The organism is Pseudomonas anatoliensis, assembly GCF_017976235.1.
GTDB classification, from domain to species: Bacteria; Pseudomonadota; Gammaproteobacteria; order Pseudomonadales; family Pseudomonadaceae; genus Aquipseudomonas; species Aquipseudomonas anatoliensis.
The window spans coordinates 784,792-811,405 of the sequence record NZ_JACVHC010000001.1 but is presented as its reverse complement, the minus strand read 5'-3'; the positions used below and the strand labels follow the sequence as shown (position 1 = coordinate 811,405).

The window sequence follows — 26,614 nt, the reverse complement described above, 5'->3', positions numbered from 1 at the left end:
CATCACGCCGGGGCGCCGCATGCAGCGGCGCGCTCGGCGACGTGGCGCAGGCTGTCGAAGTTGATGTTGGCGCCTGAGTCGATTGCCACGAAGGTCTGCTCGCGCACACCACTTCTCGCCACGTATTGCTTGATCCCCGCCACCGCCAACGCGCCGGAAGGTTCGGTGATCGAGCGGGTATCGTCGTAGATATTCTTGATCGCCGCGCAGAGTTCGTCGTTGCTGACGGTGATGACTTCATCTACGCAAAAGCGACACACTTCAAACCCGTACTCGCCGATCTGCGCCACGGCCACGCCGTCGGCGAAGGTGCCGACGCGGGGTAAAACCACCCGTTGCCCGGCGTTCAGCGCAGCTTGCAGGCACGCCGAGTGCTCTGACTCGACACCAATGATGCGCACTTCCGGGCGAAGGTATTTGACGTAAGCCGCGATGCCGGCGATCAAACCGCCACCGCCTACCGGGATGAAGATTGCGTCCAGTGCACCTTGATGCTGACGAAGGATTTCCATCGCAACGGTGCCTTGTCCGGCGATAACGTCCGGGTCATCGAAGGGTGAAACGAAGGTGCGCCCTGACTGCTCGGACATTTGCAGTGCGTGGGCCAGGGCGAACGGGAAGCTCTCGCCGTGCAGCAGCGCTTCGGCACCGCGACTTCGTACGCCCAGCACTTTGAGTTCGGGCGTAGTCGATGGCATGACGATGGTCGCCGCGATGCCCAGTTCACGCGCTGCCAGTGCCACGCCTTGCGCGTGATTGCCGGCCGACGCGGTGATCACGCCACGCGCCTTCTGCTCGTCGCTCAGTTGCATCAATTTGTTGTAGGCACCGCGGATCTTGAAGGAGAACGTGGGTTGCAGGTCTTCGCGCTTGAGCAGGATGCGGTTGCCGAGCGCTTCGGACAATGCCGGCGCAGCCTGCAATGGCGTGCGTACGGCAATGTCATACACCGGCGCTGCAAGGATCTTTTTTACGTAGTGCTCAAGCAGGGCTCGCTGGTCGTTCATCATCGTCTCCTGACTCACGGTCCTTGTAGGAGCTGCGGCACGCTGCGATCTCTTGATCTTGCAGTTGATTGCAAAAACCAAAGTCAAAAGATCGCAGCCTTCGGCAGCTCCTACAGGGGTCGGTGTTTTTCGTTAAAACCCGGGAGACAGAAAGTGAAAACCCGCCTCTAGGGCGGGTTGGGTGCTGCAGTCGTGAGCTAGCCCGCCAAATGAGGAATGGCGGTAATAATGCTTGGCTGGCAACGCAATACATTGGAAGTCATGGCGTGAAAATTAGCCCGAGCACTGCTGGCAAGTCAATGGCCAATTTCCGGCACAAAAGATAGGCTGGCGGTTCTGCTCATCACTTCAAGGAATGAACCCATGATGTCTATCGCCCTGCCCCTCACGGCTTTGCTCGCCTTTACCGGCTATACAGTTTCGGTGATGCTCCAGGCCGAGCAGTCGTTGATCGATTTCGGCATCAGCCTCATGTCGCGGCCGGATACCGCGCAAGTGGTGATTGATCTATATCTGCTGGCGACGCTGGCCGGGGTCTGGATGGTCAAGGATGCCCGCTCACGTGGGCAGACGGTTTGGTCGGTGGTGCCTTATTTATTGCTGACGGCGGTTTTTGTGTCGATCGGGCCGTTGTTGTATCTGGTGGTTCGTGGGGTAAGGGATCGGAAGAAAATGATCGATACGCGTCAACTGAGTTGATCCGGATTATTTGTTGGTGCTCGATCAGCCTTCGCGAGCAGGCTCGCTCCCACCGTGGATTTTGCCAGACGCCATATTCCTGGAATTTACTTCCGCCCAGAACAGTCACTGTCTATGTAATGAATAAAATTTCGCTCTGTGCTTTTCAAACACAGACATGTCCCTTCGTGGAGCCTTGCCCATGACTATCCGATCCGTTATGTTCGCCGCCCCGTGGCTACTGGCCGCCGCCCTGTCCAGCCCAATGGTCATGGCCAGTGGCGAAGAAAAGAACCCCGTGCAGAAACCCGAGTGTCCAAAAGGCCAGGTCTGGGACAGCAAGACCCAGAAATGCGCGCTGCTCACCAGCGGTGCCCACGCACTGACATCGATTCATCAAGCACCTGAAAACCCATAAACGGAGTCCATCATCAGCGATCAGGCATTCAGAGCAGAACTTGCGCAGCACCTCGCACGACTGTGGCGCTACGGTTTGCTGCTGTCGCGCAATCGGCATGTGGCCGAGGACCTCGTGCAGACAACGTGTGTGCGTGCGCTGGAGCGTTCTGCGCAATACGTCGCGGGTACGCGCATGGATCTCTGGCTGCTGAGCATTCTGCATTCGATCTGGCTCAATGAAGTACGCGCCCGCCGCGTACGTCAGGATGGTGGGCAGGCGGATGGGCAACTGACGCTCGACGGCGAATACGCGGCGCAAACACACGTCATGGCGGCGCAGGTGATCCGCCGCGTCGATGCATTGCCTGAAACCCAGCGCGAGACGGTGTATCTGACCTATGTCGAGAGCCTTTCGTATCGCGAAGTCGCCGAGATCCTGCAAGTACCGATCGCTACCGTAATGAGTCGTCTGGCCACCGCCCGCCTGAAGCTCGCCGAATACCCGCCACTGCAAGCGGTCCCGAAAACCACCGAAGGCGATCGCTGATGAACACACCTTCGGATGAGCAACTGGTGGCGTATCTGGACGGCGAAATCGCCGAGGATTATCGCCGCCAACTCGACGCCGCCATTGCCAACGATCCGCTGCTGAACCTGCGCGTGCAGTGGCTGAACCGCAGCAGCCTGCCATACCGGAACGCTTACGATGAATTGGCGCAACAGGCACCGCTCGATCGCCTGCAAGCACGGCTGGATGCCATACCTTCGCCAGAAACCCCGGGACTGAGTCGGCGCTGGTTTATCGGCGCTGCCGCCGCAACATTGGTGGCCGGCGGCGTACTCGCCGACCGCTTGTTTCTCGGCTGGCAGGCGCAGCAAACGCATGAGTGGCGAGGCTTGGTCGGCGACTATATGGCGCTGTACGGGCCGCAGACGCTCGACCACCTTCCTGCCGACGAAGCCACACAACGCGCGCAGTTGCGCACGGTCGATGCGCGAATGGGCCTGAGTCTTTCGCCCACCGTATTGAAACTGCCGGGCGCCGAATTCAAACGCGCACAGATGCTTGAATATGACGGTGTGCCGATTGCGCAGATCGTTTATCTGGATGCCAGGCACGGGCCATTGGCGCTGTGCGTCACCCGCTCGAACAGCGGCAGCCGGCCGCTGGAACATGAACGTCGGCACGCAATGAATGTGGTGTATTGGACCGAGCGCGAGCATGCCTGGATGCTGATCGGCCACGACGCCCCGACGGCACTGGAAGACAAGGCAAAATTGTTGAAAAGCCGCATAAGTGCATGACCCAGACTGCTCTATGCTGAGCGAGTGATTTTCCGAGGATGATTCACCGATGCCCATTTCTTCTCGTACTGCTTTACTGGTGATCGATGTTCAGAACGACTTCATTCCCGGCGGCCAATTGCCGGTGCCTGAAGGCGATAAAATTGTGCCGCTGATCAACCGCCTAGCCCGCCAGTTCAAACAGGTCGTTATTGCCCAGGACTGGCACCCAACCGGTCATGCTTCGTTCGCTTCCAGTCACCCCGGCCACCAACCCTACGATGTCATCCAGTTGCCTTACGGCGAGCAAACCCTGTGGCCCGAGCATTGTGTGCAAGCCACACCCGGCGCCGAGTTTCACCCGGAACTCGACCTGCCCCACGCCCAATTGATCATTCGCAAGGGCTGCAATCCTGACATCGACAGTTATTCGGCGTTTCTGGAGGCAGACCGTCGCACGACCACAGGGCTGTCCGGTTATCTGAAAGAGCGCGGTATAGACACGGTTTACATGGTCGGCCTGGCGCTGGATTTCTGCGTTATGTACTCGGCGCTGGACGCTCGGGCCGCGGGGTTCAATGCGTTTGTCGTGCTGGATGCTTGCCGGGCGATCGACATGAATGGATCGCTGGCGGCCGCGATCGACCGGATGCAGGGCGCTGGCGTTGGACTCATTCAATCGACCAAGCTGACCTGAACAACGCTACCCCCCTGCAGGAGCTGCGGCACGCTGCGATCTTTTGATCTTGATCCTTAAAAAACAAGATCAAAAGATCGCAGCCTCGTTTTACTCGACAGCTCCTACAGGGATTTGAGTTTCAGGCGGCGGTCGGCAGCCACAAACGGAATCGCGCCCCACCCAAAGGCGAAGACTCGACTGTCAAAGTCCCGCCTTGAGCTTCCAGAGCCCTGCGACTGATTGCCAATCCCAACCCAAACCCGCCCGTGGCCCGATCCCGACTGCGATCCAGTCGATAAAACGGCTCGAAAATCCGTTCGCGCTCATCGTCGGGAATACCGATGCCGTCGTCATCCACCCAGATCTCGCAACCCTCAGCATCAACCTGCACGCCGATCTGTATGCGTTTCTCGCAGTAGCGCATGGCATTGCGCACCAGGTTCTGAATCGCTCGGGCGGTCAACCGCGGGTCGAGCGAAAAACGTTCGAGCTGACCGTGCAGCAGCACGTCGATGACGATTTCTGGCGACTCCAACTCTTCATCGACGCTGCCCAGGATGCTATCGATGAACTCATCGAGCGAGACTTCGACCTGTTCCGGTGAATGCGCCGGATTTTGCAAACGACTGTAAGACAGCAATTCCAGCACCAACTCATCCAGCTCACGAATGTGCGCAACCAATCCCTGCAAACGTTCGCGGCTTGCGGGCGGCAAGTCGTCGGACAGCGCCAGCGCGAGGCCGAAGTCCAGGCGCGTCAACGGCGTACGCAATTCGTGGGACACCGCATTGAGCAGATCGCGTTGCTGATTGAGCAGGTTCTCGATGTCACCGGCCATGGTGTCGAACACCACCGCCAGGCTGCCGATGTTGGAGCTTGAAGCGATTTTCGTACGTTCGCTCAAATGGCCTTTACCGAAGCGTTCGGCGGTGCCTTTGAGGCGTTCCAGATCACGCCAGTGCGGGCGCAACCACATCAACAGGCAGGCGAGCAGTGTCGCGCCGATCAATACGTTGATGCTCCAGTACAACAGATCGACGTCCATCGGATCCGGCGGCACGATCATTTGCACTGCCATGCTGTCGTCCAGCGGCGCTACCGCGAGGGTACGCCAGCCCCAGTCACCAATGCGCACCACGTTCTCGCCGCGCCGCAGCCGTTCACGCTCAATGTCGGTAAATTCAGCGTCATCGATACGCGCCAGCACGATGTGCAACGGCTGGAAGTCCTTGTCCATCGACGCCGCCAGCGCTGGCCATTGATCTTGCGGCACCGCTCGGAACTGCTTGGCGATCAGCGATTGCAGACCACGGGAATAATCCAGGTTGTAGGTGACGAAGCGATCCCGGAAGGCCATGACCACCAGGTCTGGCACCAGATAGATGGCGGCGCTGTACGACACAATCGTGACCAGATACAGACGAAACAGGATGCGAAACATCAGCTCAGCATTCCCATTCGGAACGGCTGAACAGATAACCCTTGCCCCACACGGTCTTGATCTTGCGCGCCTCACCGGCGTGGTCATCGAACTTGCGCCGCAACTTGGAAATCGCCACATCCACCGAGCGGTCGGTGCCGTTGAACTCTATGCCGCGCAGGCGTTGCAGAATCTGATCGCGGCTGAGCACTTCGCCAGCGTGTCGAGCCAGTACCACCAGCAAGTTGTATTCACCGCTGGACAGTTCGACCGGCTGATCGCGCCAGGTGACGGTGCGTTCGGACAAGTCGATACACAGATTGCCCATGATGATGCGGTCGTTGGCCGTCAACGGCTCTCCGAGACTGCTGCGCCGTAACAGGGTCCGCACCCGCGCCAGCAATACACGCGGCTCGCAGGGTTTGGTGACGTAGTCGTCGGCGCCCATTTCCAGGCCCAGCACTTGATCGTGGCTGTCATCACGGGCGGTGAGCATCAGGATCGGCAGCGTCGCCGAATCGGCGCGCAGCAAACGGCAGACTTGCAGCCCGTCGAGCCCCGGCAGCATCAGGTCAAGGATAACCAGATCCGGCGGATTGACCCGTGCCCGTTCACGCACATGGTCGCCCCGACCAATGACGCTGACGGAATAACCGTTGCGTTCCAGGTAGCTGGAAATCAGTTCGGCGAGGGCGGTGTCGTCTTCGACCAGGAGGATGTTGGGCATGGGTGATCCAGAAAGTGCTGTGGCGACGGGTCGGGCCTCATCGCGAGCAGGCTCACTCCCACATTGGAACTGTGTCAGCCACAAATTCTGTGACCAACACAAACACTGTAGGAGTGAGCCTGGTCGCGATAGCTATTTAACTGTCGCAATAAATTTCAATGGCTTAAGGATATACGCCCTCAACCGTCCCTGAGTAAAACCCTTACACAATTTCACACAGCGCCTACAAAGCTTCACCGCTACTCTCGGCAACTGCCCGTAGGATGCGGGCATCAATATTGGGGGTAGTAAATGTCGAACAAACTGCTGGCCGGGCTCGGCCTGATCGCCGTGGCGCTGACGCTGAGCGCCTGTGACTCTTCTTCGAAGGCCGAAGAGCAGGCACCGCCAGCAACCGTGCGCATCGAAACCATTGAAGCGCGCCCACTGTCGATCAGCAGCGAACTCAGCGGCCGGATCGCTGCTCCGCGGATTGCCGAAGTCCGCGCCCGTGTGCCCGGCGTTGTGCTGCAACGTAACTTTCGCGAAGGCAGCGACGTGAAGAAAGGCGACGTGCTGTTCCGCATCGACCCGGCGCCGTTCAAGGCTGACCTGGACAGCGCCGAAGCAGCGTTGCGCAAAGCCGAGGCCAATGCGTTTCAGGCGAAGCTGCAGGAACAACGCTACGCCCAGTTGATCGACGACAAAGCCATCAGCGCTCAGGATTATGACAACGCCCGCGCCAATACCCGGCAAACGGCCGCTGATGTCGCCGGCAACAAGGCTGCGGTGGAACGGGCCAGATTGAACCTGGGTTACGCCACCGTCACCGCGCCAATTTCCGGCCGTATCGGCCGCGCGCTGGTCACCGAAGGCGCGCTGGTCGGGCAGAACGAAACCACGCCACTGGCGCTGATTCAGCAACTCAATCCGATCTATGCCGACCTCACCCAATCGACCCGCGAGCTCAACGAACTGCGCCGGGCATTCCGCTCCGGACAATTGCAGGAAGTCGGTCAGGATCAGGTCAAAGCGACCCTGATTCAGGATGACGGCAGCCTGTATCCGTTGCCGGGCAAACTACTGTTCAGCGACATCACCGTCGACCCGGGCACCGGCCAGATTATTCTGCGCAGCGAGTTCCCCAATCCCGATCTCGACCTGCTGCCCGGAAGCTTCATTCGCGTGCGCCTGCAACAGGCAACTATCCAGAACGGCATCACCGTGCCACAACGCGCCGTGCAGCGTGACAGCGCCGGTATTGCGCAAGTATTGACCGTCGATGAGCAAATGCGTGTAGCCGAACAAACGGTGCAACTGGGCGCCGTGCAAAACAATCGCTGGATCGTCACCGGTGGCCTCAAGCCCGGCGACCGCATCGTTATTGAAGGCCTGCAACACGCCCGCCCCGGTGACAAGGTGCAGATTGACGACACCCCTCTTCCACTTGCCCAGACCTCTGGTCAGTAAGCAGGACGCTTTTATATGCCGCAGTTCTTTATCGATCGCCCCGTATTTGCCTGGGTGGTCGCCTTGTTCATCCTGTTGGCCGGTGCGCTGGCCATCCCGCAATTGCCGGTGGCGCAATACCCCGACGTCGCGCCGCCACAGATCGAAATCTACGCCGTGTACCCTGGCGCATCGGCGCAAACCGTCGATGAGAGCGTGGTCAGCCTGATCGAGGAAGAGCTTAACGGCGCGGATCACCTGCTTTATTTCGAATCGCAGAGCAGTCTGGGCAGCGCCACGATCAAAGCGACTTTCCAGCCGGGCACCAACCCGGAACTGGCACAGGTCGACGTGCAAAACCGTCTGAAAGTGGTCGAGTCGCGCTTGCCGCAAGCCGTGAACCAGCAGGGTTTGCAGGTGGAGAAAGTCTCCTCGGGTTTCCTCTTGCTGATCAGCCTGACGTCCAATGACGGCAAGCTCGATGACGTTGCGCTCAGTGACTATCTGGCGCGCAACGTGATGAACGAAATCAAGCGTCTGGACGGCGTCGGCAAGGCTCAGCTGTACGGTGCCGAGCGGGCCATGCGTATCTGGATCGACCCGCAGAAACTCATCGGTTTCAACCTGACCCCGGCTGACGTCAACGCCGCCATTGTGGCGCAGAACGCCCAGGTGTCGGCGGGCAGCATCGGTGACTTGCCCGGCCCGTCGACTCAGGAAATCACTGCAACAATTTTGGTCAAAGGCCAGTTGTCGACGCCGCAGGAGTTCGCCGACATCGTGCTCAAGGCCAACCCGGACGGTTCCACCGTGCGTATTGGTGATGTGGCGCGGGTCGAGATCGGCAGTCAGGACTATCAGTTCGGCACACGCCTCAACGGCAAGCCGTCCACCGCTGTCGGCGTGCAATTGTCGCCGGGCGCCAACGCGCTGAGCACCGCGACGCTGGTGCGGGCGAAGATGGATGAGCTGGCGCGCTACTTCCCGGCCGGCGTGGAATACAAGATCCCGTATGACACTTCGCCCTTCGTCAAAGTCTCGATCACCAAAGTGATCTACACCCTCGGCGAGGCGATGCTGCTGGTGTTTGCGGTGATGTTCCTGTTTCTGCAAAACGTGCGCTACACGCTAATCCCGACACTGGTGGTGCCGGTGGCGCTGATGGGCACGTTTGCAACCATGCTGGCGCTAGGTTTCTCGATCAACGTGCTGACCATGTTCGGCATGGTGCTGGCCATCGGCATTCTGGTGGACGACGCGATTGTCGTGGTGGAAAACGTCGAACGGATCATGGCCACCGAGGGCCTGTCGCCCAAGGAGGCCACGCGCAAGGCGATGACGCAGATTACCGGCGCCATCATCGGCATCACCCTGGTGCTGGTGGCGGTATTCATCCCGATGGCGTTCATGCAGGGTTCGGTCGGGGTGATCTATCAGCAGTTTTCGCTGTCGATGGCGACGTCTATTCTGTTCTCCGCATTCCTCGCCCTGACGCTGACGCCAGCGCTGTGCGCGACACTGCTCAAGCCAATCGCCAAGGGCGAGCACCACGAGAAGTCGGGATTCTTCGGTTGGTTCAACCGCCGCTTCGAGCAACTGACCGAGCGCTATCAAGGCTGGGTCGGTTACGCGCTGAAACGCACCGGGCGATATCTGCTGATCTATGGCGTGTTGCTGGTGGGTCTGGGGATTTGCTTCATGCGTCTGCCCTCCTCGTTCCTGCCGGTCGAGGATCAGGGTTACACCATCACCGATATCCAACTGCCGCCCGGCGCGACCAAGAACCGCACGGTGCAAGTGGCCGAACAGCTTGAGGCACATAACGCCGGTGAGCCCGGTATCAGTGACAGCGTGGTGATTCTCGGTTTCAGCTTCTCCGGTAGTGGACAGAACGCGGCATTGGCGTTCTCTACCCTGAAGGACTGGTCGCAACGCGACAGCGAAGATTCGGCCAGCTCGATTGCCGACCGCGCCAACATCGCACTGAGCCAGATCAAGGACGCCATGGCGTTCTCGGTTCTGCCGCCGCCCGTGGATGGCCTCGGTACTTCCAGCGGTTTCGAGTTCCGTTTGCAGGATCGCGGTGGCCTCGGTCATGCAACGTTAATGCAAGCGCGCACGGAACTTCTGGCAGCCGCCGAGAAAAGTCCGGTGCTGATGAATGTGCGTGAAAGCGCACTGGCCGAAGCGCCGCAAGTGCAACTCGAAGTGGATCGCAAGCAAGCCAATGCCTTGGGGGTGTCGTTCGCCGACATCGGCAACGTGCTGTCCACTGCCGTGGGCTCGGCCTATATCAATGATTTCCCCAATCAGGGACGTATGCAGCGCGTGGTGGTGCAGGCTGAAGGCGATCAACGCAGTCAGGTCGATGATTTGCTGAAAATGCACGTGCGCAACAGTGCCGGAAAAATGGTACCGCTGTCGGCATTCGTCCAGGCCAACTGGATTCAAGGGCCGGCGCAACTGACCCGATACAACGGTTATCCGGCGATTGCGATCTCCGGCGAACCGTCACCCGGCCACAGCACCGGCGAAGCCATGGCCGAGATTGAACGCCTTGTCGCGCAGGGACCGAAGGGTCTGGGACAAGAATGGACCGGCCTGTCGTTGCAGGAGCGTTTGTCCGGCAGTCAGGCGCCGATTCTGCTCGGCCTGTCGCTGCTGATCGTGTTCCTGTGTCTGGCGGCGCTGTATGAGAGCTGGTCGATTCCGACCTCGGTGTTGCTGGTGGTGCCGTTGGGTGTACTCGGTGCGGTGCTGGCAGTGACGCTGCGCGGGATGCCCAACGACGTGTTCTTCAAGGTCGGGTTGATCACCATCATCGGCCTGTCCGCGAAGAACGCGATCCTGATCATCGAGTTCGCCAAGAGCCTGTATGACGAAGGTCACGACCTGATCGACGCCACGTTGCAAGCCGCCCGCCTGCGCCTGCGTCCGATCGTGATGACGTCGCTGGCATTTATCCTCGGCGTGGTGCCCTTGGCGATTGCCACCGGCGCCAGTTCGGCGAGCCAGCAAGCGATCGGTACAGGGGTGATCGGCGGGATGATCACCGCGACGTTGGCGGTGATCTTCGTTCCGGTGTTCTTCGTCGTGGTCATGAAGCTGGTAAAAAGATTCAGCAAACCCCACCTGTAAAAATGTAGGAGCTGCCGAAGGCTGCGATCTTTTGATCCTGGGTTTAAAAAACAAAGTCAAAAGATCGCAGCCTTCGGCAGCTCCTACAAAAGCCACATGGCGTGCGCTATGGTGCAGGGATCGACCACCAAAGTGAGTCCCCATGCGCTTCCTCGCCCGCACCCACCCTCGCCTTTCCGCAGCTGCCCTGCTCGGCCTCGCCGTGGGCCTGCTTTCGCCCGTCGACTCCATCGTCAGCAAAATCCTCTACGGCTGGAACGCCGGCGTATGGACTTACCTGATCCTGATGCTCTGGCTGACCGCGCGCTCCAAGGCCCCGGACGTGAGACGCATCGCCGAAGTCGAAGATGAAAATGCCGGCCTGGTGTTGTTCGTAGTGTGCATCGCCGCGCTGGCAAGTCTCGCCACCATCACCTTCGAACTGGCCGGCAGCAAGGATCTGGACACCACCCACAAACTGATGCACTACGGCTTCACCGCCCTGACGGTGATTGGTTCGTGGCTACTGATCGGGGTGATTTTCTGTGTGCACTATGCACGCCTGTTTTACACCTGGGACGGCAAGGAACCCGCACTGCGTTTCGCCGAAGGTCTGACCACACCCAACTACTGGGACTTCTTGTACTTCTCTTTCACCATCGGCGTGGCTGTGCAAACTGCCGACGTCGGCGTGGCGACACGAGACATTCGTAAAATCGTCCTCGCACAGTCGTTGATCGGTTTCGTGTTCAACACGGCGATTCTCGGATTCTCCATCAATATCGCGGCAGGCTTATTCGGCTGACGGGTGCAAGGGCGGCCTGATTTCCAGCGCCGCCCGTCAGGACCTGACAAATATCAGACGATCCTTCACTTGACGGACGATTGGGTTCTGGTGTTTCCTGAAACCGGTTTCAGCGCTACACCAGCGACTGAACCTGATAAATCCAATAATAAGGTTTCAGACCGTGAACGACTTCTCCGCCGCCCAGCGCAGCCGCGTCACCATGCTTGATGTCGCCGAGCGCGCGGGCGTTTCCAAGGCCAGCGTCTCGCGTTTCATCGGCGACGACCGCGCCCTGCTTTCCGATGCAATCGCCTTGCGCATCGAGCAGGCTATCGATGAACTCGGCTATCGCCCAAACCAGATGGCCCGAGGCCTCAAGCGCGGGCGCACTCGCCTGATCGGCATGCTGGTGGCCGATATCCGCAACCCATATTCAATTGCCGTGATGCACGGGGTGGAAACCGCCTGCCGTGCGCACGGCTACAGCCTGGTGGTATGCAACACCGACCGCGATGACGAGCAGGAACGCCAGCATCTGGCGCTATTGCGCTCGTACAACATCGAAGGGCTGATCGTGAACACCCTCGGCCATCACCGTGACGAGTTGCACGAGTTGCGCCGCGAGATGCCGCTGGTGCTGGTCGATCGCAAGGTCGATGGGCTCGACAGCGACATGATCGGGCTGAACAACCCGCAGGCAGTGGAAATGGCCCTGGCCCACCTGGAACAACGTGGCTATTGCGACGTGTTGTTGGTAACCGAGCCCTATGACGGCACCAGTTCGCGGATCGAACGAGTCAGCAGTTTTCAGGCGCAGATACAGCAGCGCTCGGGATTGATCGGGGCAGTGGTGGAAACCGGCGACGATCTTGCGACGCATCTTCAAACCTATTTACACAAACCCGATGTCGGCCCGAAAGCGCTGTTTTGCGCCAATGGCGTGGCAGCGTTGGCCGCCACTCATGCGTTGCGCAAGATCGGTTCGCGGCTGTTCGAGGATATAGGGCTGATTGCCCTGGATGATCTGGATTGGTATCCGCTGGTAGGCAGCGGGATTACAGCGCTTGCCCAACCAACGCAAGCGATTGGCGCGCGGGCGTTCGAGTGTTTGCTCAAGCGTTTGCGAGGGGATGATGAGGCGGCGCGGGTGGTGGATTTTGCGCCGGTGCTGGTTGAGCGTGGGTCGACCCTGAGGGTTTTGCAGTGATTGATCGGGCTCCATCGCTGGCAAGCCAGCTCCCACAATGTCCGTGTCGCTCACTAAACCTGTGGGAGCTGGCTTGCCAGCGATGAGGCCCTCGAAAGCAATACAGCACTGACTGATATTTTTTTGAACAAAAATGAAACCGGTTTCAGAGGTAAACAACAATGAATAAACCTGCCGTTTCCATCAGCCTGTCCAGCTACGGTGCCGAACTTGTGCGCCAACGCGGGCAAGACTTTTTTATCGACGTGCTGGCCGCTGCCGGGGCTGATCGTATCGAGTGGCGCGAAGAGTTACTGACTCGCGAGAACCCCGCACAGTTGAGCGCAGCCACCCAGGCACTGGGCCTGCAAAGCATCTATTCCTCGCCCACCGAACTGTGGCTGGCCGGTCAGTCACGTCCAAATCCCGAGTTGATCACCGCCCTGCAACACGCCGAGGCGTTCGGTTCGAAATGGCTGAAAGTCTCCCTCGGCTACTTCACCGACAATTGCGATCTGACGGTTTTGCAGCAACTGCTCGGCAACAGCCCTGTGCACCTGCTGGTGGAAAACGATCAGACCCTGCACGGCGGGCGGATCGAGCCGTTCCAACGCTTCTTCACGGCTGTTGAACAGCACAACTTGCCGATCAAAATGACCTTCGATATCGGCAACTGGCAGTGGCAGGACCAATCCGCTGCCAACGCCGCACGCCTGCTCGGTCGGCACGTCGGCTATGTGCATTGCAAAGCCGTGGCCCGGCGCGCCGACGGCAAATTGGTAGCCGTGCCGCCCGCCGTCAGCGACCTGCATCTGTGGGAACAACTGCTGCGACACATGGACCAAGGCGTTATGCGCGCCGCCGAATATCCATTGCAGGGCGATGATCTGGTGGAGTTGACCACTGAACACGTCGCCACCCTCGCCCGCCTCGGCCAATCCCGTCTGGAGCCCGCTCATGTCTGAGATCGATATTCTGTCGTTCGGCGAGACCATGGCGATGCTGGTGGCCGAGCAAAGCGGTGACCTGGCGCAGATCGAACACTTCCACAAGCGCATCGCCGGCGCCGACAGCAACGTGGCGATCGGCTTGTCGCGACTGGGTTTCAACGTCGCGTGGCTGAGTCGGGTGGGCAATGATTCGCTCGGCCGTTTTGTCGTCGACACCTTGGCGCGCGAGGGTCTGGATTGCAGCCAGGTTGAAGTCTGCAAAACGCATCCAACCGGCTTCCAGTTCAAGTCCCGTTGCGACGATGGCAGCGACCCGCAGGTCGAGTATTTCCGTCGTGGCTCCGCGGCCAGTCATCTGTCGCCGCAATCGATCACGCCCGAACTGCTGAACGCTCGGCATCTGCATGCCACCGGCATTCCTCCGGCGCTGTCCGGTACGGCGCGGGAAATGTCATCCGAACTGATGACCCGCATGCGCAATGCCGGAAGCAGTGTGTCGTTCGACCCTAACCTGCGCCCGAGCCTGTGGGCCAGCGAGCGCGAGATGATCCGCGAGATCAACCGCCTCGCCGCCCTCGCCCACTGGGTGCTGCCGGGCTTGAGCGAAGGGCGTTTGCTCACGGGTTTCGAAGACCCGGCAGATATCGCTGCGTTTTATCTCGATCAGGGCGCCGAAGCCGTGGCGATCAAGCTCGGGCCGCAGGGTGCCTATTACCGCACGCAGCTGGATCAGGGCTTTGTTGCCGGGGTGCCGGTGACCCATGTCGTCGATACGGTTGGCGCGGGGGACGGGTTTGCGGTGGGCATGATCAGCGCCCTGCTGGAGCACCAGAGTTTTGCCGAGGCCGTGCGGCGCGCGAACTGGATTGGCAGTCGCGCGGTGCAGAGTCGCGGGGATATGGAGGGGTTGCCGACCCGGGCTGAACTCGTCGCTGAATTCAAGGGCCCCAATCGCGAGCAGGCTCACTCCTACAGTGGATCTCTGCCGGCCATGAGTGCCATGGCAAACACATTACCCCTGTAGGAGTGAGCCTGCTCGCGATGAGGCCCGCCCGGACAACTGATTTTTTGAACCTGCTGCGACAAAAACAACAAGCTCAGGAGCAACACCCATGAAAACTGCAACCCTAGCCGCCCGCCGCTGGTGGTACATCATGCCCATCGTGTTCATCACTTACAGCCTGGCGTATCTGGATCGCGCCAACTACGGTTTCGCGGCCGCGTCCGGCATGGCCGAAGACTTGATGATCACACCAGGCCTGTCCTCATTGCTCGGTGCCCTGTTTTTCCTGGGCTACTTTTTCTTCCAGGTACCCGGCGCGATCTACGCGCAAAAACACAGCGTGAAGAAACTGATTTTCGTCAGCCTGATCCTTTGGGGCGGGCTCGCGACGTTGACCGGCGTGGTCAGCAATGCCTATTGGCTGATCGTCATCCGCTTCATGCTCGGCGTGGTCGAAGCAGCGGTGATGCCGGCGATGCTGGTTTACCTGTGCCACTGGTTCACCCGCGCCGAACGCTCACGGGCCAACACCTTTCTGATCCTCGGCAACCCGGTGACCATGCTGTGGATGTCGGTAGTGTCGGGTTATCTGGTGCAGCATTTCAGCTGGCGCTGGATGTTCATCATTGAAGGTCTGCCGGCGGTGCTCTGGGCGTTTATCTGGTGGAAACTGGCCGATGATCGTCCGGCCCAGGCCAAGTGGCTCAGCGACCAGGAAAAACACGATCTCGAAAGCGCCTTGGCCGCCGAACAGGTCGGCATCAAAGCGGTGAAGAATTACGCCGAGGCGTTCCGTTCGCCGAAGGTGATCATTCTGGCCTTGCAGTTTTTCTGCTGGAGCATCGGCGTCTACGGCTTTGTATTGTGGTTGCCGTCGATCCTTAAGGCTGGCGCGCAAATGGACATGATCGAGGCCGGCTGGCTGTCGTCGCTGCCGTATCTGGCGGCCGTGATCGGCATGCTGGTGGTGTCGTGGGGCTCGGACAAACTGCAAAAACGCAAACGCTTCGTCTGGCCGCCGCTGTTGATTGCTTCCATTGCGTTTTACGGTTCGTACGCGCTCGGTGCGGAACATTTCTGGTGGTCGTACACGCTGCTGGTGATCGCTGGCGCCTGCATGTACGCGCCTTACGGGCCGTTCTTCGCGATCGTGCCGGAGATTCTTCCGGCCAACGTTGCCGGTGGCGCGATGGCGCTGATCAACAGCATGGGTGCGCTCGGTTCGTTCGGCGGCTCGTACCTGGTGGGTTACCTGAACAGCTCGACCGGCTCGCCCGGTTCTTCGTATCTGCTGATGAGCGGCGCGCTGCTGCTGTCGGTGGTGCTGACGATTTTCCTCAAGCCCGGCGCCAGTGATCGCGTCGTGGCCAAAGCCGTCGCCACGCCTGCCGTGCCGGCTCACTCCTGAAGAGATCCTTGCCATGAAAAAACAGATCGTTCTGTACAAGAAACTATCGCCCGCGCTGATGGCGCGCCTGCAAGATCAGTTTGATGTGACGCTGATCGAAAGCCTCGATGCCGACGGCCTCATGCAACTGCGTGATGCCCTGCCCCGCGCCCACGGCTTGCTCGGCGCCAGCCTGAAACTCGACGCTGCATTGCTCGATCTGGCGCCACATCTGGAGGCCATTGCCAGTGTTTCGGTGGGCGTCGACAACTACGACATCGATTACCTGACCCGCCGCAAGATTCTGCTGACCAACACTCCGGACGTGCTGACCGAAACCACCGCCGACACCGGTTTCGCATTGATCCTTGCCGCCGCGCGGCGCGTGGTCGAACTGGCGAACATGGTGCGCAGCGGTCAGTGGCAGCGCAACCTCGGCCCGGCGCATTTCGGCACCGATGTGCATGGCAAGACGCTGGGCATCATCGGCATGGGCCGCATTGGCGAGGCGCTGGCCCAGCGTGGTCATTTCGGATTTGGCATGCCGGTGATTTATCACAGCCAGTCACGTAAACCGGCGGTCGAGGCGCGTTTCGATGCGCAGTATCGCAGCCTGGAAGACTTGCTCAAGCAGGCCGATTTCATCTGCCTGACCTTGCCGCTGACGGCGCAGACCGAAGGATTGATCGGCGCCGAGCAGTTTGCGTTGATGCGTCCGGAAAGCATCTTCATCAACATCTCGCGCGGCAAGGTTGTGGACGAGGCGGCGATGGTTGATGCACTGCGCCAGCAACGGATTCGTGCGGCGGGGCTGGATGTGTTCGAGCGTGAGCCGTTGAATCAGGATTCGCCGTTGCTGCAACTGGATAACGTGGTGGCAACCCCGCATATGGGCTCGGCGACGCACGAGACACGCGAGGCGATGGCGCGGTGTGCGGTGGAGAATCTGTTGCTGGCGTTGGGTGGGGAGAAACCTTTGAATCTGGTGAATCCATTGGTTTGGCAGGGCTGAGATTTCCAGTGTCTGGTAGGCCGTCATCGCGAGCAGGCTCACTCCTACAAGGGTCCCGGTGCAAGGTAATTTTGTGTACACCACAAATCACTGTAGGAGTGAGCCTGCTCGCGATGAGGCCAGCCCAGGCACTATCAAAACATCAGGCACTACGCGCCTGTAACAGCTGCGCCGCACACAGTGAAATCCGCGCGCAGGCATCCGCCAGTTTCACTCGATCCACCACCAGCCCGATGCGAATATGCCCCGCCGCACTGGGCCCGAACGCCTCCCCGGCCAGCACCGAAACGCCATACCCTTCCAGCAATCGTTCGGCAAATGCCTGCGCGCCGAGTCCGGTCTGACGCACATCGACCATCACGAACATGCCGCCATCAGGACGCACCGGATGCAGCCCCGGGCAACCTTGCAAGCGCTCGCAAACCAGGTCGCGGCGCAGGCGATACTCATCACGCATCTGCGTCACTTGCGGCAGGTCTGTTTCCAGCGCGACTTCGGCGGCTTTCTGCACGAAATCCGGCAGGCCAAAGAGCATGCTCAACGACAGATTGACCAAGTGCCCCGCCAACGATTTCGGCCCGATCGACCAGCCGATACGCCAGCCGGTCATGGCGTGGGATTTCGACAGGCTGTTGATTGTCGCCGTGCGTTCGGCCATGCCCGGCAGGCTCGCCGGACTGATGTGCTGGCCTTCGTAGAGAAGTTCGCTATAGACCTCGTCGCTGATCAGCCACAAGTCATGACGCACGCACAGCGCGGCCAATTCCTGCCAGATCAGCAACGACAGGCTCGCGCCGGACGGGTTGTTCGGGCTGTTGAGCAACATGGCACGGGTTTTCGCCGTGATGCGCGCCGCGACATCGGCGGGGTCGACGCGAAAGCCGTTTTCCGGGCGAACCGGGACCGGCACCACCGTCGCCCCGCACGCACCGAAAACGGCTTCATAGGTGACGTACATCGGTTCGGCAATGATCACCTCGTCACCCGGATCAAGCAGGCATTGCGCTACCGAATACACGGCGCATTGCGCCCCGGGCATCACGATCACATGGTCGGCATCGACCACTTGGCCGCTGCTTCGCCGATGACGTTCGGCAATCAGCTTGCGCAAGGCCAGGCGGCCACGGATTTCGGAATAATGGGTGTCGCCCGCCAGCAGACTGTCGATCGCGCCGTGGATGATCGGCAGCGGCGTATCGAAATCCGGATCCCCCACACTCAGCAATAAAATGTCGACCCCCTGGGCGCGCAACTCCAACGCCCGGTCGTGAATTTGCCATGCCGCTGCGCCTTCGCCGGCGATTCGTTGGGTCAAGGCTGAATAGCGCATGCACGTCTCCTGATTGCGCAGTGTCCAGCCTTCACCCTATCTCAAATCACAAAACGCGCCACCATGGCGTTCAAATCCACTGCCAGGCGCGACAGTTCGTGGGTCGCTGCGCTGGTCTGGTTGGCGCCGGCGGCCGATTGAGTGGCCAAGTCGCGGATGTTGACCAGGTTGCGGTCGACTTCGCGCGACACCTGCGCCTGTTCTTCCGACGCGCTGGCGATGACCAGGTTGCGTTCGTTGATCTGGTGGATCGACTGGGTGATCTGCTCCAGCGCAACGCCGGCGGCGCGGGCCATTTCCAGGGTGGATTGGGTGCGCTGGTTGCTTTGTTGCATCGACGAAACCGCCTCGCCAGTGCCGTTCTGGATGCCGGCGACCATTTTTTCGATCTCTTGCGTCGACTGCGCGGTGCGATGAGCCAGCGCCCGCACTTCGTCCGCCACCACCGCAAAACCGCGTCCGGCTTCACCAGCACGCGCTGCTTCGATGGCGGCGTTGAGCGCCAGCAGGTTGGTCTGTTCGGCGATGGCGCGGATCACGTCGAGCACCTTGCCGATGTCGCGACCCTGTGCGGCGAGGCCTTCGATCATTTGCGAGGTGTTTTGCACGTCGTGGGTCATGGTCTGGATCGCGTCGACGGTTTTCACCACTTGATCGCGACCTTCGCGGGCGGCGTGAGTCGACTGGTTCGACGCTTCGGAGGTCGACACGGCGTTGCGCGCGACTTCCTCGACAGCAGCGGTCATCTCGTTGACGGCGGTGGCTGCTTGTTCGATTTCATTGTTCTGCTGTTGCAGGCCACGCGAGGCTTCTTCGGTCACGGCGCTGAGTTCTTCGGCAGCGGCACCCAGTTGCGTGGCGGATCCGGCGATCTGTTCGATGGTTTGGCGCAGGTTGGTTTGCATCGCTGCGAGGGCTTCGAGCAGGCGAGCCGGTTCGTCCTTGCCATCGACTTCGATGAGTTTGCTGAGGTTGCCGCCAGCAATGGTTCGCGCTGCTTCAACGGCGCGGTTCAGTGGGGTGACGATGCTGCGGGTCAGCAGCCAGGCCAGCAGCACGGTCGCCAGCGCAGCAACGACGGCGACAATGATGATGCCGGTGATGGCGCTGTCGTAATACTTGCCGGCCTGAATCGACGCGGCTTTTGCATCGGCAGCGTTCATTGCGATCAGCTTGTTGAGCTGCTCGCCCATCTGGTCGGTGCCGTCCTTGATGCGCGTGTTGATCAAGGTGCGCATTTCGTCGAGCTTGTCCTGACGCGACAGCTCCATCATCTGGTTCTGCGCTTGCAGGTAGTTGTCCAGCGTCGTGACGAATGTCTGGTAAAGCGCCCGTTCTTCCGGGCCTGCGGGCAGCGCGGCATAGCTGGCTTGAGCATTGCGCACTTTGTCCACCAACACATTGATGCGGGCCTGCGCCTCTTGCAAACCAGTGGGCTCGCGATTGACCAGTACGCGGAACGATAGAATCCGCAGACGCAGCACGTTTTCCGTCACCACGCTGAGTTGCGTCACGCTGGGCAGTTGCGTTAAGTCCATGTCGATTGACGCCTGGCGAATGATCGACATGCGGTTGACGGCGAACATGCCGAGCACGATCACCAGCAAGGCGATGAAGGCAAAACCGAGGAACGCACGGGGCGCGATATTCAGGTTACGCAAGGACATAGTTGGACTCTCGGAGGATAGAAACTACGAGCATCCATGCCGTGATCATCAGCCCGTGGGGCGGGCTTCAGTGCGGCGTCACTGTTTTTGAGATTTGTTGTGCGCGCCTATTGGCTGTATCGGCCAGGCTTGAGGAAGGATGTGGGTAAAGATGAAATATTTTTCAGGGTGTTACAGCAATGAAACACCTGGCCGCCGATGTCGACAGCGCTTTATGTAGGAGCTGCCGAAGGCTGCGATCTTTTGATCTTGATGTTTGAAAACCAGGATCAAAAGATCGCAGCCTTCGGCAGCTCCTACAGTGCGGATGTCTCAGGGTTTTGCGGCGAGTTGCCACACGCGGGCGATATCGGTAGCGCGTTCGCGCAGCAGTCGTGGTGCTTCGGCGCAAGCTTGTTCGAGCGTCATCGGGCCACTGGTCACGGCGAAAGCGGCATCGATGCCGTGGCCATAGAGTTCTTGATAACCGTCACCCAGGGTACCGGCGATAACGATCACCGGCACTGCATAGTGCTTGGCAATCCGCGCTACGCCGAACGGGGTTTTGCCACGAAGCGTCTGGGCATCGAAGCGCCCTTCGCCGGTAATCACCAGATCCGCGCCCTTGACGGCTTCGGCCAGCCCGACCAGTTCGGCAACCACCTCGACCCCGGCCTGAAACTGCGCGCCGAGAAATGCCTTGGCGGCAAAACCCAATCCCCCCGCCGCGCCGCTGCCCGGTTCATCGCGCACGTCCTTGCCCAGCACCTCCGCGCACAATTGCGCGAAATGGCCGAGGGCCTGATCGAGTTGTTGCACCTGTGCTGGCGATGCCCCTTTCTGCGGTCCGAAAATCGCCGAGGCACCGTGCGGGCCGCACAGTGGATTATTCACGTCCGCCGCGATATCAAACCGCACCTGCGCCAGACGCGGATCAAGCCCGGTCAAATCGACACGCGCCAACTGCGCCAATGCCAAACCGCCCGGCACCAGCGTTTGGCCTTGTGCGTCGAGCAATTTCACACCCAACGCCTGCATCGCCCCAGAGCCGCCATCGTTGGTGGCGCTGCCGCCAATCGCCAGGATCACCCGTTGCGCACCGGCATCCAGCGCGGCGCGAATCAGTTCGCCGGTGCCGAACGTGCTGCTGATGCACGCATCGCGTTGCCCCGGCGGCACCAGTTGCAAACCGCTGGCCTCGGCCATCTCAATGATTGCCGTGTGGTTGTGCGGCAACCAGCCCCACGCGGCATCAACTGCCGTGCCCAGCGGGCCACGCACGCTAGTGCGACGCAGCTCGCCCTCGCACGCCGCCAGAATCGACTCGACCGTGCCTTCGCCACCGTCAGCCATCGGGCATTTGACCAGCGTCGCGTGCGGCCAGACTTGCGCCAGTCCCAGAGCAATGGCCTCGGCAACGCCTTGGGCACTCAGGCTGTCCTTGAACGAATCGGGGGCGATGACGATTTTCATGTGAATTCTCCAGTTCCAATGCCCTTCATGCTGCCAGTCGGCATGCGCATTGACGCCTGTCTGCTGCACAAGTGGCGCAGGCGTTTATTGTTCATTTCTACAAAAGGCCCGGGATTGCTGCTGAATGTTCCGACCCCATCGCTGGCAAGCCAGCTCCCACAGGGGGCCATTGCAAACACAGACCTGTAGGAGCTGCCGCAGGCTGCGATCTTTTGATCTTGGAAAAACAACATCAAAAGATCGCAGCCTGCGGCAACTCCTACAAGAGAGCCGGGTCTGTTTGGGGTAGGAGTTGCACACCCAGATACAACGCCAGCATCCCCTCCAGCCTTAGCGGATCCACCCCGCTGATCTCGGCAATCCGCTCCATTCGGTAGCGCAAGCTGTTGCGATGAATGCCCAACGCATCGGCGCAGGCCTGACTCTGGCCATCGTGATCACACCAACTACGCAGCGTCGCCAGCAATTGTCCGTTGCCGTCCTTGGCGATTACCTTGCGCAGGGGTTTGAGCAATTCATCGAGCGCATCGTCGTTGCGATGGCGCCAGAGCATGACCGGTAGACGATAGCGATTGAGGGTCAACAGGCGCGAATGTGGCAACACCTCGCGGCCATAGGCGAGCAGATCACCGACCCGGCGATAACAACGGCGCAATCCGGTGAGACCATCCGCCTGCCCGCCGACGGCGATGCGCAGGATCTTCCAGCCGAGGCCGTCGAGCTTTTCAAGAAGGCGATCATGCTCGACGTGCTGACTGGCCGGCCGACACCACAGCAGCGACGACTTGGCCGAACTCACGCACCAACTGTCCGGGTATCGCGAGGTCAGCCAGGCACTCAGCGCTTCGACCGTTTGCCCCGGGCCGTGCTCAAGACCCAACTCGAACAGATACGGCACACGCGTCAATTGCGGCTTGAGCCCGAGTTGCTGCGCCTCGTCGACCAGACGCGGTGAATCCCCCGCTTCGCTCAGCAGCAAGGCGAGCAGATCATCGCAACGCTGGCGCCGCCATTGCTGCTCGGCCTGCTGATTGCGTTGGCCCACCAGCATTTCAGCGGTCATGCGCACCAGTTCGGCGTAAGTGCGCAGATGCTCTGGCTCGCCGGTAATGCCCAGCACACCGATCAAGCGCTGATCGAGCCACAGCGGCAGATTGATCCCCGGCTGCACACCCTTCAAATGCATGGCTGTCGGCGCGTCGATCTCGACCACACGACCGTTGGCCAGCACCAACTGCGCACCTTCGTGTCGGGTGTTGATGCGCTCCGGCTCGCCGCTGCCGAGGATCAAGCCCTGGCTGTCCATGACGTTGACGTTGTACGGCAAAATGGCCATGGCCCGGTCGACGATGTCCTGAGCGAGGTCGTGATCGAGTTCGAACATAACGGCTGAAATCCTATTAAACAGGCGCGGACAGTTGGTCACCCGCACAGGGTCTGGTGGCAAACCCTGTGCTCAGGCACAAAGACAATCTGGCCGAAGGTGGCCGAGACTCTCAGGGCGATCAACGTTACCCTTTGCATCGCAAAAAATCATAATAAAGAGAGAGCCGCTATGTCGCAGAGCGCCGCAGCTACCCAGACCATCGACGACGATAAGAACGCCGTTTATAAACGCATTACCCTCCGCTTGATCCCCTTCATTTTCATCTGCTACCTGTTCAACTACCTCGACCGGGTAAACGTTGGATTCGCCAAACTGCAGATGCTCGACGCGCTGAAATTCAGCGAAACCGTGTACGGCCTCGGTGCCGGGATTTTCTTCATCGGCTACGTGCTGTGCGGCGTACCGAGCAATCTGGCCTTGACCAAATTCGGTCCGCGGCGCTGGATTGCGCTGATGATGATCACTTGGGGCACGCTGTCGACCTGCCTGTTGTTCGTCACCACGCCGACCGAGTTCTATACCCTGCGCCTGTTTACCGGTGCGGCCGAAGCCGGGTTCTTCCCGGGCGTTGTGCTGTATCTCTCGCAGTGGTTCCCGACCTTCCGCCGGGGCCGGATCATGGCGCTATTCATGTCGGCGATACCGGTGTCCGGTTTGCTCGGCAGCCCGTTTTCGGGCTGGATTCTCAATCACTTCGCGGCGGGCCAGGGCGGTTTGGCCGGCTGGCAGTGGATGTTTTTGCTGCAAGGCATTCCGACCGTGGTGCTGGGCCTGCTCGCTTACTTCCTGCTGAGCGACAGTTTTGCCAACGCTAAATGGCTGACCGCGCACGAGCGTGCAGTACTGGAAGCGGATCAAGCCGAGGACCTGGCGAACAAACCGAAAACCACCACCGATTCGCTGTTGGCGGTGTTCAAGAACCCGGCGATCTGGGCGTTCGGCCTGATCTACTTCTGCATCCAGAGCGGCGTCTACGCGATCAACTTCTGGCTGCCGTCGATCATCAAGAACCTCGGTTTCAGCGATAACCTGGTGATCGGCTGGTTGAGCGCTATTCCGTATCTGCTGGCGGCCGTGTTCATGCTGGTGGTCGGGCGTTCTGCGGACCTGCGCAAAGAGCGGCGTTGGCATCTGGTGGTACCGATGCTCATGGGTGCGATCGGCCTGGTGATTGCGGTGAATTTCGCCGGCAATCCGGCTATCGCTATCCTGGGTCTGACCATCGCGACCATGGGCGCGCTGACCGGCCTGCCGATGTTCTGGCCGGTACCGACGGCCATGTTGAGTGCGGGCGCTGCTGCCGGTGGGTTGGCGTTGATCAACTCGATGGGGCAGATGGCCGGATTCCTCAGCCCGTACCTGGTGGGTTGGGTCAAAGACAGCACCGGATCGACGGATGCGGCGTTGTATCTGTTGGCGGGCGTGATTGTTGGCGGGAGTTTGTTGGCGTTGCGCATGACGCGGACGTTGCGGGCCTGATTCGGGCAGTATCAAAAAGATCGCAGCCTGCGGTGGCTCCTGCACGGGATTTGTGTATACCGTGTAGATGTTTGCGCAGACTGCGATGTTTTACTTAATAGTTTCAATAATTGCTGATAGCGCAAACAGAATGGGTTGCAGATACAGTCTCTCGTAGTTAAAAATCCTTATATGGCGGAACAATAATATCTGCCGACTACGGGAATTTTGCGTCAAATAGGAACCAAGCACCATGCGGCCCACTTATGAAGTACATAAGTGGTATTGAACGAGTAATTCTCTCGCATGTATACCCCCCAACGCCCTTTTGTTTCACAACACCATAAATACGGATCACGAGCCGGAGGCACGTAGGTGCGAATTAGATCATTTGTAAAGCCGTTATAATGAGTATGGCGTCCTCCCAGCGAAATCCTCCATGCATCGGCCTCATAAAAATCCAACAATGTATTGCTAATTTCCAACCGATAAACATTCGTGACCGCGACTAGATACGAGAGCGTCGTTCCTTCCTGATCGGTGACATAGATACTCGCCACTCCCTGTTTAAGCCCTACGACTTTCCCTGCGGCAGTCACAGGCACAGTCAGCGGATCGGAAGACGCGAAGTCATACGGCGGAACCCCGCCAATGGGTGTTCTTATAGCGGTATTGCCTATCGAGTCCTCCCAGGTTTTCGGCCATTGCGGAACCTTCACCGAAAAACCGTTCAGCTTCATCTGCGTCCGCTCGATACTGAGCGCCAGACGCTCAAGCAACCAACGTTCGGATACAAATTGGTTGCCGTTTTTTTCCTTGACGGTGAAACGACGCTCCCCAATTGCAATCTTGATAAACGAGCTCTGCCACTTATATTTCGAGTCGGTTTGAACTTCCTCAACGAACGTTGTGCCCTCATAAACATGCAACACGGCGCCCGCCAACGCAGTGCCCGCCAACATGACTTTGTTGTCAGAGACTGTCCCGCCGTTTTCCATTTCTTCGCCGAACGAGTTTTTCACCGAAATGATTACGGGTTTCACAACTACTCGCGCCCGCGCATTTTTTGATCGCGCAGTGACTACGCCTGATCGCACCTGTTCGTAAGTCACCCTGACTGCACTGTCGGCAATCACCTTTGCGTTAGGTATAAGTGGTCGATGCACAAATGGAATTCGACCGACAGTAGTTTCAGACACATGTTCGGCCACCACTCCAGCACTCGTCGTTGCGACGTACTTCACGCGGATGGTGTCGTGAAGTGCCCACAAAGGGGCAAATACATGCACTTGAATGGTCAGATCCTTGCTGCCGAGTTTGTTCAGGTCAATGGTATCCGGAGCATCGTAGGGATCGTCCGCGTCTTCAGCGATATCGGGAGGCCCCATCCGGCTGCTGCTGAGGTCTACATCCACCGGAATAGCCGCCGACCATGGCGAGTTCAGATCGGCGCCGTTACCAATCTGATCGCTGACGGTGTAGGAAAAGGAAAACTGCGGATGATCACCGGCGCGCTCGAATACCTCTTTATCGAGTAGCAGGCCAATTTTTGTCGGCACGCTGGTGGGGATAGATGGAGCTTCATCCGGATGAACATCCCGGTAAACATCATGGCCATTGCAATTGAGCAGAATCTTGTCGTACGCCCGGCAATACGGGTATGAGAAATAAACCTGCACTCCCTGTGTCGCGTGATCGGCGTCGATACCATCCTCGATTACATCCCTAGGCAATATGAGTTCCAGTTCGGAATGCCCTTCATCGCCCTTGATCTGATCTTCAATGCCGGGACGTATGGCGTTGTAGAGGATCGTCAAAGGAAATGGCGATGTTTCTTCAGCACCGGTAGTACGCTTGACTGTGTAGGTCAGCTCATTGATATAACCCGGCTCGGATCTCAACTTGTTTTTGGGGATGTGCAGCGTTATCGGATCATCCTTGGAATGGGTCTGCCCGCTGGCGACCCGCAGTTCGCCGTTTAAATTGAGTGACACCGTGTCCAGCGGCTCCTGGCCCAGATAGGGGTTGATAATCACTTTCGCCCCGTTGGGTCTCAGCTCATAAAACGCTATCGCGATACCACAGTCGGCACCGACCACGGACGTATTGCTGTCGGGGAGCTGCGGCGCATAAAGGTTAAGTCCGGTTTCATCCGCTGGCACTGGATCAAATGGTTCAGTTGACATGAAAACGCTCCTGATTTCACACACTGACGCTGACCTTTTTGGTCGATGTCGTCTGGCTCGATCAGGCCTG

21 protein-coding genes and 1 pseudogene are annotated in these 26,614 nt (G+C 59.4%); 14 read left to right on the top strand and 8 right to left on the bottom strand.

Annotated features, from left to right (window positions below; translation table 11 throughout):
• Nucleotides 1-26: 26 nt before the first annotated feature.
• A pseudogene (ilvA, locus tag ICA16_RS03610) lies at nt 27-1,010 on the bottom strand (threonine ammonia-lyase, biosynthetic); the annotation flags it as partial.
• A 360-nt stretch (nt 1,011-1,370) separates the two neighbouring features.
• Here ilvA and ICA16_RS03605 point away from each other — a divergent pair.
• From ICA16_RS03605 to pncA, 5 genes are all read left to right on the top strand, one after another.
• Nucleotides 1,371-1,706: a DUF2834 domain-containing protein gene (locus tag ICA16_RS03605; RefSeq protein WP_210699940.1), complete on the top strand. Its 336-nt coding sequence runs from the start codon at nt 1,371-1,373 to the stop codon at nt 1,704-1,706.
• Between the two features lie 181 nt (nt 1,707-1,887).
• Nucleotides 1,888-2,103 (top strand): hypothetical protein, encoded by a 216-nt coding sequence (locus tag ICA16_RS03600; RefSeq protein WP_228734122.1) that lies wholly within the window; start codon nt 1,888-1,890, stop codon nt 2,101-2,103.
• Between the two features lie 12 nt (nt 2,104-2,115).
• Nucleotides 2,116-2,631, top strand: a complete 516-nt coding sequence (locus ICA16_RS03595; protein WP_210553189.1) for an RNA polymerase sigma factor — start codon at nt 2,116-2,118, stop codon at nt 2,629-2,631.
• Nucleotides 2,631-3,389, top strand: coding sequence for an anti-sigma factor family protein (locus ICA16_RS03590; protein WP_210552815.1), 759 nt, complete (start codon nt 2,631-2,633; stop codon nt 3,387-3,389). Before ICA16_RS03595 ends, ICA16_RS03590 begins: the two co-directional genes overlap by 1 nt.
• 49 nt (nt 3,390-3,438) lie before the next feature.
• Nucleotides 3,439-4,065, top strand: a complete 627-nt coding sequence (gene pncA, locus ICA16_RS03585; protein WP_210552816.1) for a bifunctional nicotinamidase/pyrazinamidase — start codon at nt 3,439-3,441, stop codon at nt 4,063-4,065.
• Between the two features lie 121 nt (nt 4,066-4,186).
• Here pncA and ICA16_RS03580 read toward each other — a convergent pair whose 3' ends face one another.
• Nucleotides 4,187-5,488, bottom strand: coding sequence for an ATP-binding protein (locus ICA16_RS03580; protein WP_150615513.1), 1,302 nt, complete (start codon nt 5,486-5,488; stop codon nt 4,187-4,189).
• A gap of 4 nt (nt 5,489-5,492) precedes the next feature.
• The gene (locus ICA16_RS03575; RefSeq protein ID WP_042559319.1) at nt 5,493-6,194 is read right to left on the bottom strand and encodes a response regulator; all 702 of its coding nucleotides are present in this window, start codon (nt 6,192-6,194) and stop codon (nt 5,493-5,495) included.
• Between the two features lie 291 nt (nt 6,195-6,485).
• Here ICA16_RS03575 and ICA16_RS03570 point away from each other — a divergent pair, with 291 nt between their 5' ends.
• The 8 genes from ICA16_RS03570 to ICA16_RS03535 all read left to right on the top strand — a co-directional run bounded on the left by ICA16_RS03570 (nt 6,486) and on the right by ICA16_RS03535 (nt 17,064).
• On the top strand, nt 6,486-7,643 hold the full coding sequence (locus tag ICA16_RS03570; RefSeq protein WP_150603818.1) for an efflux RND transporter periplasmic adaptor subunit: 1,158 nt from the start codon (nt 6,486-6,488) through the stop codon (nt 7,641-7,643).
• 15 nt (nt 7,644-7,658) lie between these two features.
• Nucleotides 7,659-10,760 carry an efflux RND transporter permease subunit gene (locus tag ICA16_RS03565; RefSeq protein ID WP_210699939.1) on the top strand — a complete coding sequence of 1,034 codons (3,102 nt, stop codon included), beginning with the start codon at nt 7,659-7,661 and terminating at the stop codon, nt 10,758-10,760.
• Nucleotides 10,761-10,902: 142 nt separating this feature from the next.
• On the top strand, nt 10,903-11,544 hold the full coding sequence (locus tag ICA16_RS03560) for a DUF1345 domain-containing protein (RefSeq protein ID WP_150615511.1): 642 nt from the start codon (nt 10,903-10,905) through the stop codon (nt 11,542-11,544).
• A 163-nt stretch (nt 11,545-11,707) separates the two neighbouring features.
• A complete protein-coding gene (locus ICA16_RS03555) occupies nt 11,708-12,733 on the top strand; it encodes a LacI family DNA-binding transcriptional regulator (protein WP_338049893.1) in 1,026 nt (341 codons plus the stop codon).
• 161 nt (nt 12,734-12,894) lie between these two features.
• Complete coding sequence (locus ICA16_RS03550; RefSeq protein ID WP_150603810.1) at nt 12,895-13,677, top strand: sugar phosphate isomerase/epimerase family protein; 783 nt, start codon at nt 12,895-12,897, stop codon at nt 13,675-13,677.
• Entirely contained in the window at nt 13,670-14,686 is a 1,017-nt protein-coding gene (locus ICA16_RS03545; protein ID WP_210699938.1) for a sugar kinase, read from the top strand. Before ICA16_RS03550 ends, ICA16_RS03545 begins: the two co-directional genes overlap by 8 nt.
• Before the next feature lie 88 nt (nt 14,687-14,774).
• A complete protein-coding gene (locus ICA16_RS03540) occupies nt 14,775-16,073 on the top strand; it encodes an MFS transporter (RefSeq protein ID WP_042559329.1) in 1,299 nt (432 codons plus the stop codon).
• A 13-nt stretch (nt 16,074-16,086) separates the two neighbouring features.
• The gene (locus tag ICA16_RS03535) at nt 16,087-17,064 is read left to right on the top strand and encodes a 2-hydroxyacid dehydrogenase (protein WP_210699937.1); all 978 of its coding nucleotides are present in this window, start codon (nt 16,087-16,089) and stop codon (nt 17,062-17,064) included.
• Nucleotides 17,065-17,206: 142 nt separating this feature from the next.
• On the opposite strand, the gene ICA16_RS03530 is transcribed toward ICA16_RS03535, so the two are convergent.
• The 4 genes from ICA16_RS03530 to ICA16_RS03515 all read right to left on the bottom strand — a co-directional run bounded on the left by ICA16_RS03530 (nt 17,207) and on the right by ICA16_RS03515 (nt 22,897).
• Nucleotides 17,207-18,394 (bottom strand): pyridoxal phosphate-dependent aminotransferase, encoded by a 1,188-nt coding sequence (locus ICA16_RS03530; protein ID WP_210552821.1) that lies wholly within the window; start codon nt 18,392-18,394, stop codon nt 17,207-17,209.
• Between the two features lie 41 nt (nt 18,395-18,435).
• Nucleotides 18,436-20,061 carry a methyl-accepting chemotaxis protein gene (locus ICA16_RS03525; RefSeq protein ID WP_210552822.1) on the bottom strand — a complete coding sequence of 542 codons (1,626 nt, stop codon included), beginning with the start codon at nt 20,059-20,061 and terminating at the stop codon, nt 18,436-18,438.
• Nucleotides 20,062-20,373: 312 nt separating this feature from the next.
• Nucleotides 20,374-21,513, bottom strand: coding sequence for a glycerate kinase (locus ICA16_RS03520; RefSeq protein ID WP_210552823.1), 1,140 nt, complete (start codon nt 21,511-21,513; stop codon nt 20,374-20,376).
• 259 nt (nt 21,514-21,772) lie between these two features.
• Nucleotides 21,773-22,897, bottom strand: coding sequence for a sugar diacid recognition domain-containing protein (locus tag ICA16_RS03515; RefSeq protein WP_150615503.1), 1,125 nt, complete (start codon nt 22,895-22,897; stop codon nt 21,773-21,775).
• Nucleotides 22,898-23,068: 171 nt separating this feature from the next.
• Between ICA16_RS03515 and ICA16_RS03510 the strand changes: the two genes are divergently transcribed.
• Nucleotides 23,069-24,379, top strand: coding sequence for an MFS transporter (locus ICA16_RS03510; RefSeq protein WP_210552825.1), 1,311 nt, complete (start codon nt 23,069-23,071; stop codon nt 24,377-24,379).
• A 212-nt stretch (nt 24,380-24,591) separates the two neighbouring features.
• Here the strand turns inward: ICA16_RS03510 and ICA16_RS03505 are convergent, their stop codons facing one another.
• A complete protein-coding gene (locus ICA16_RS03505) occupies nt 24,592-26,544 on the bottom strand; it encodes a hypothetical protein (RefSeq protein ID WP_210699936.1) in 1,953 nt (650 codons plus the stop codon).
• Nucleotides 26,545-26,614 lie beyond the last annotated feature (70 nt).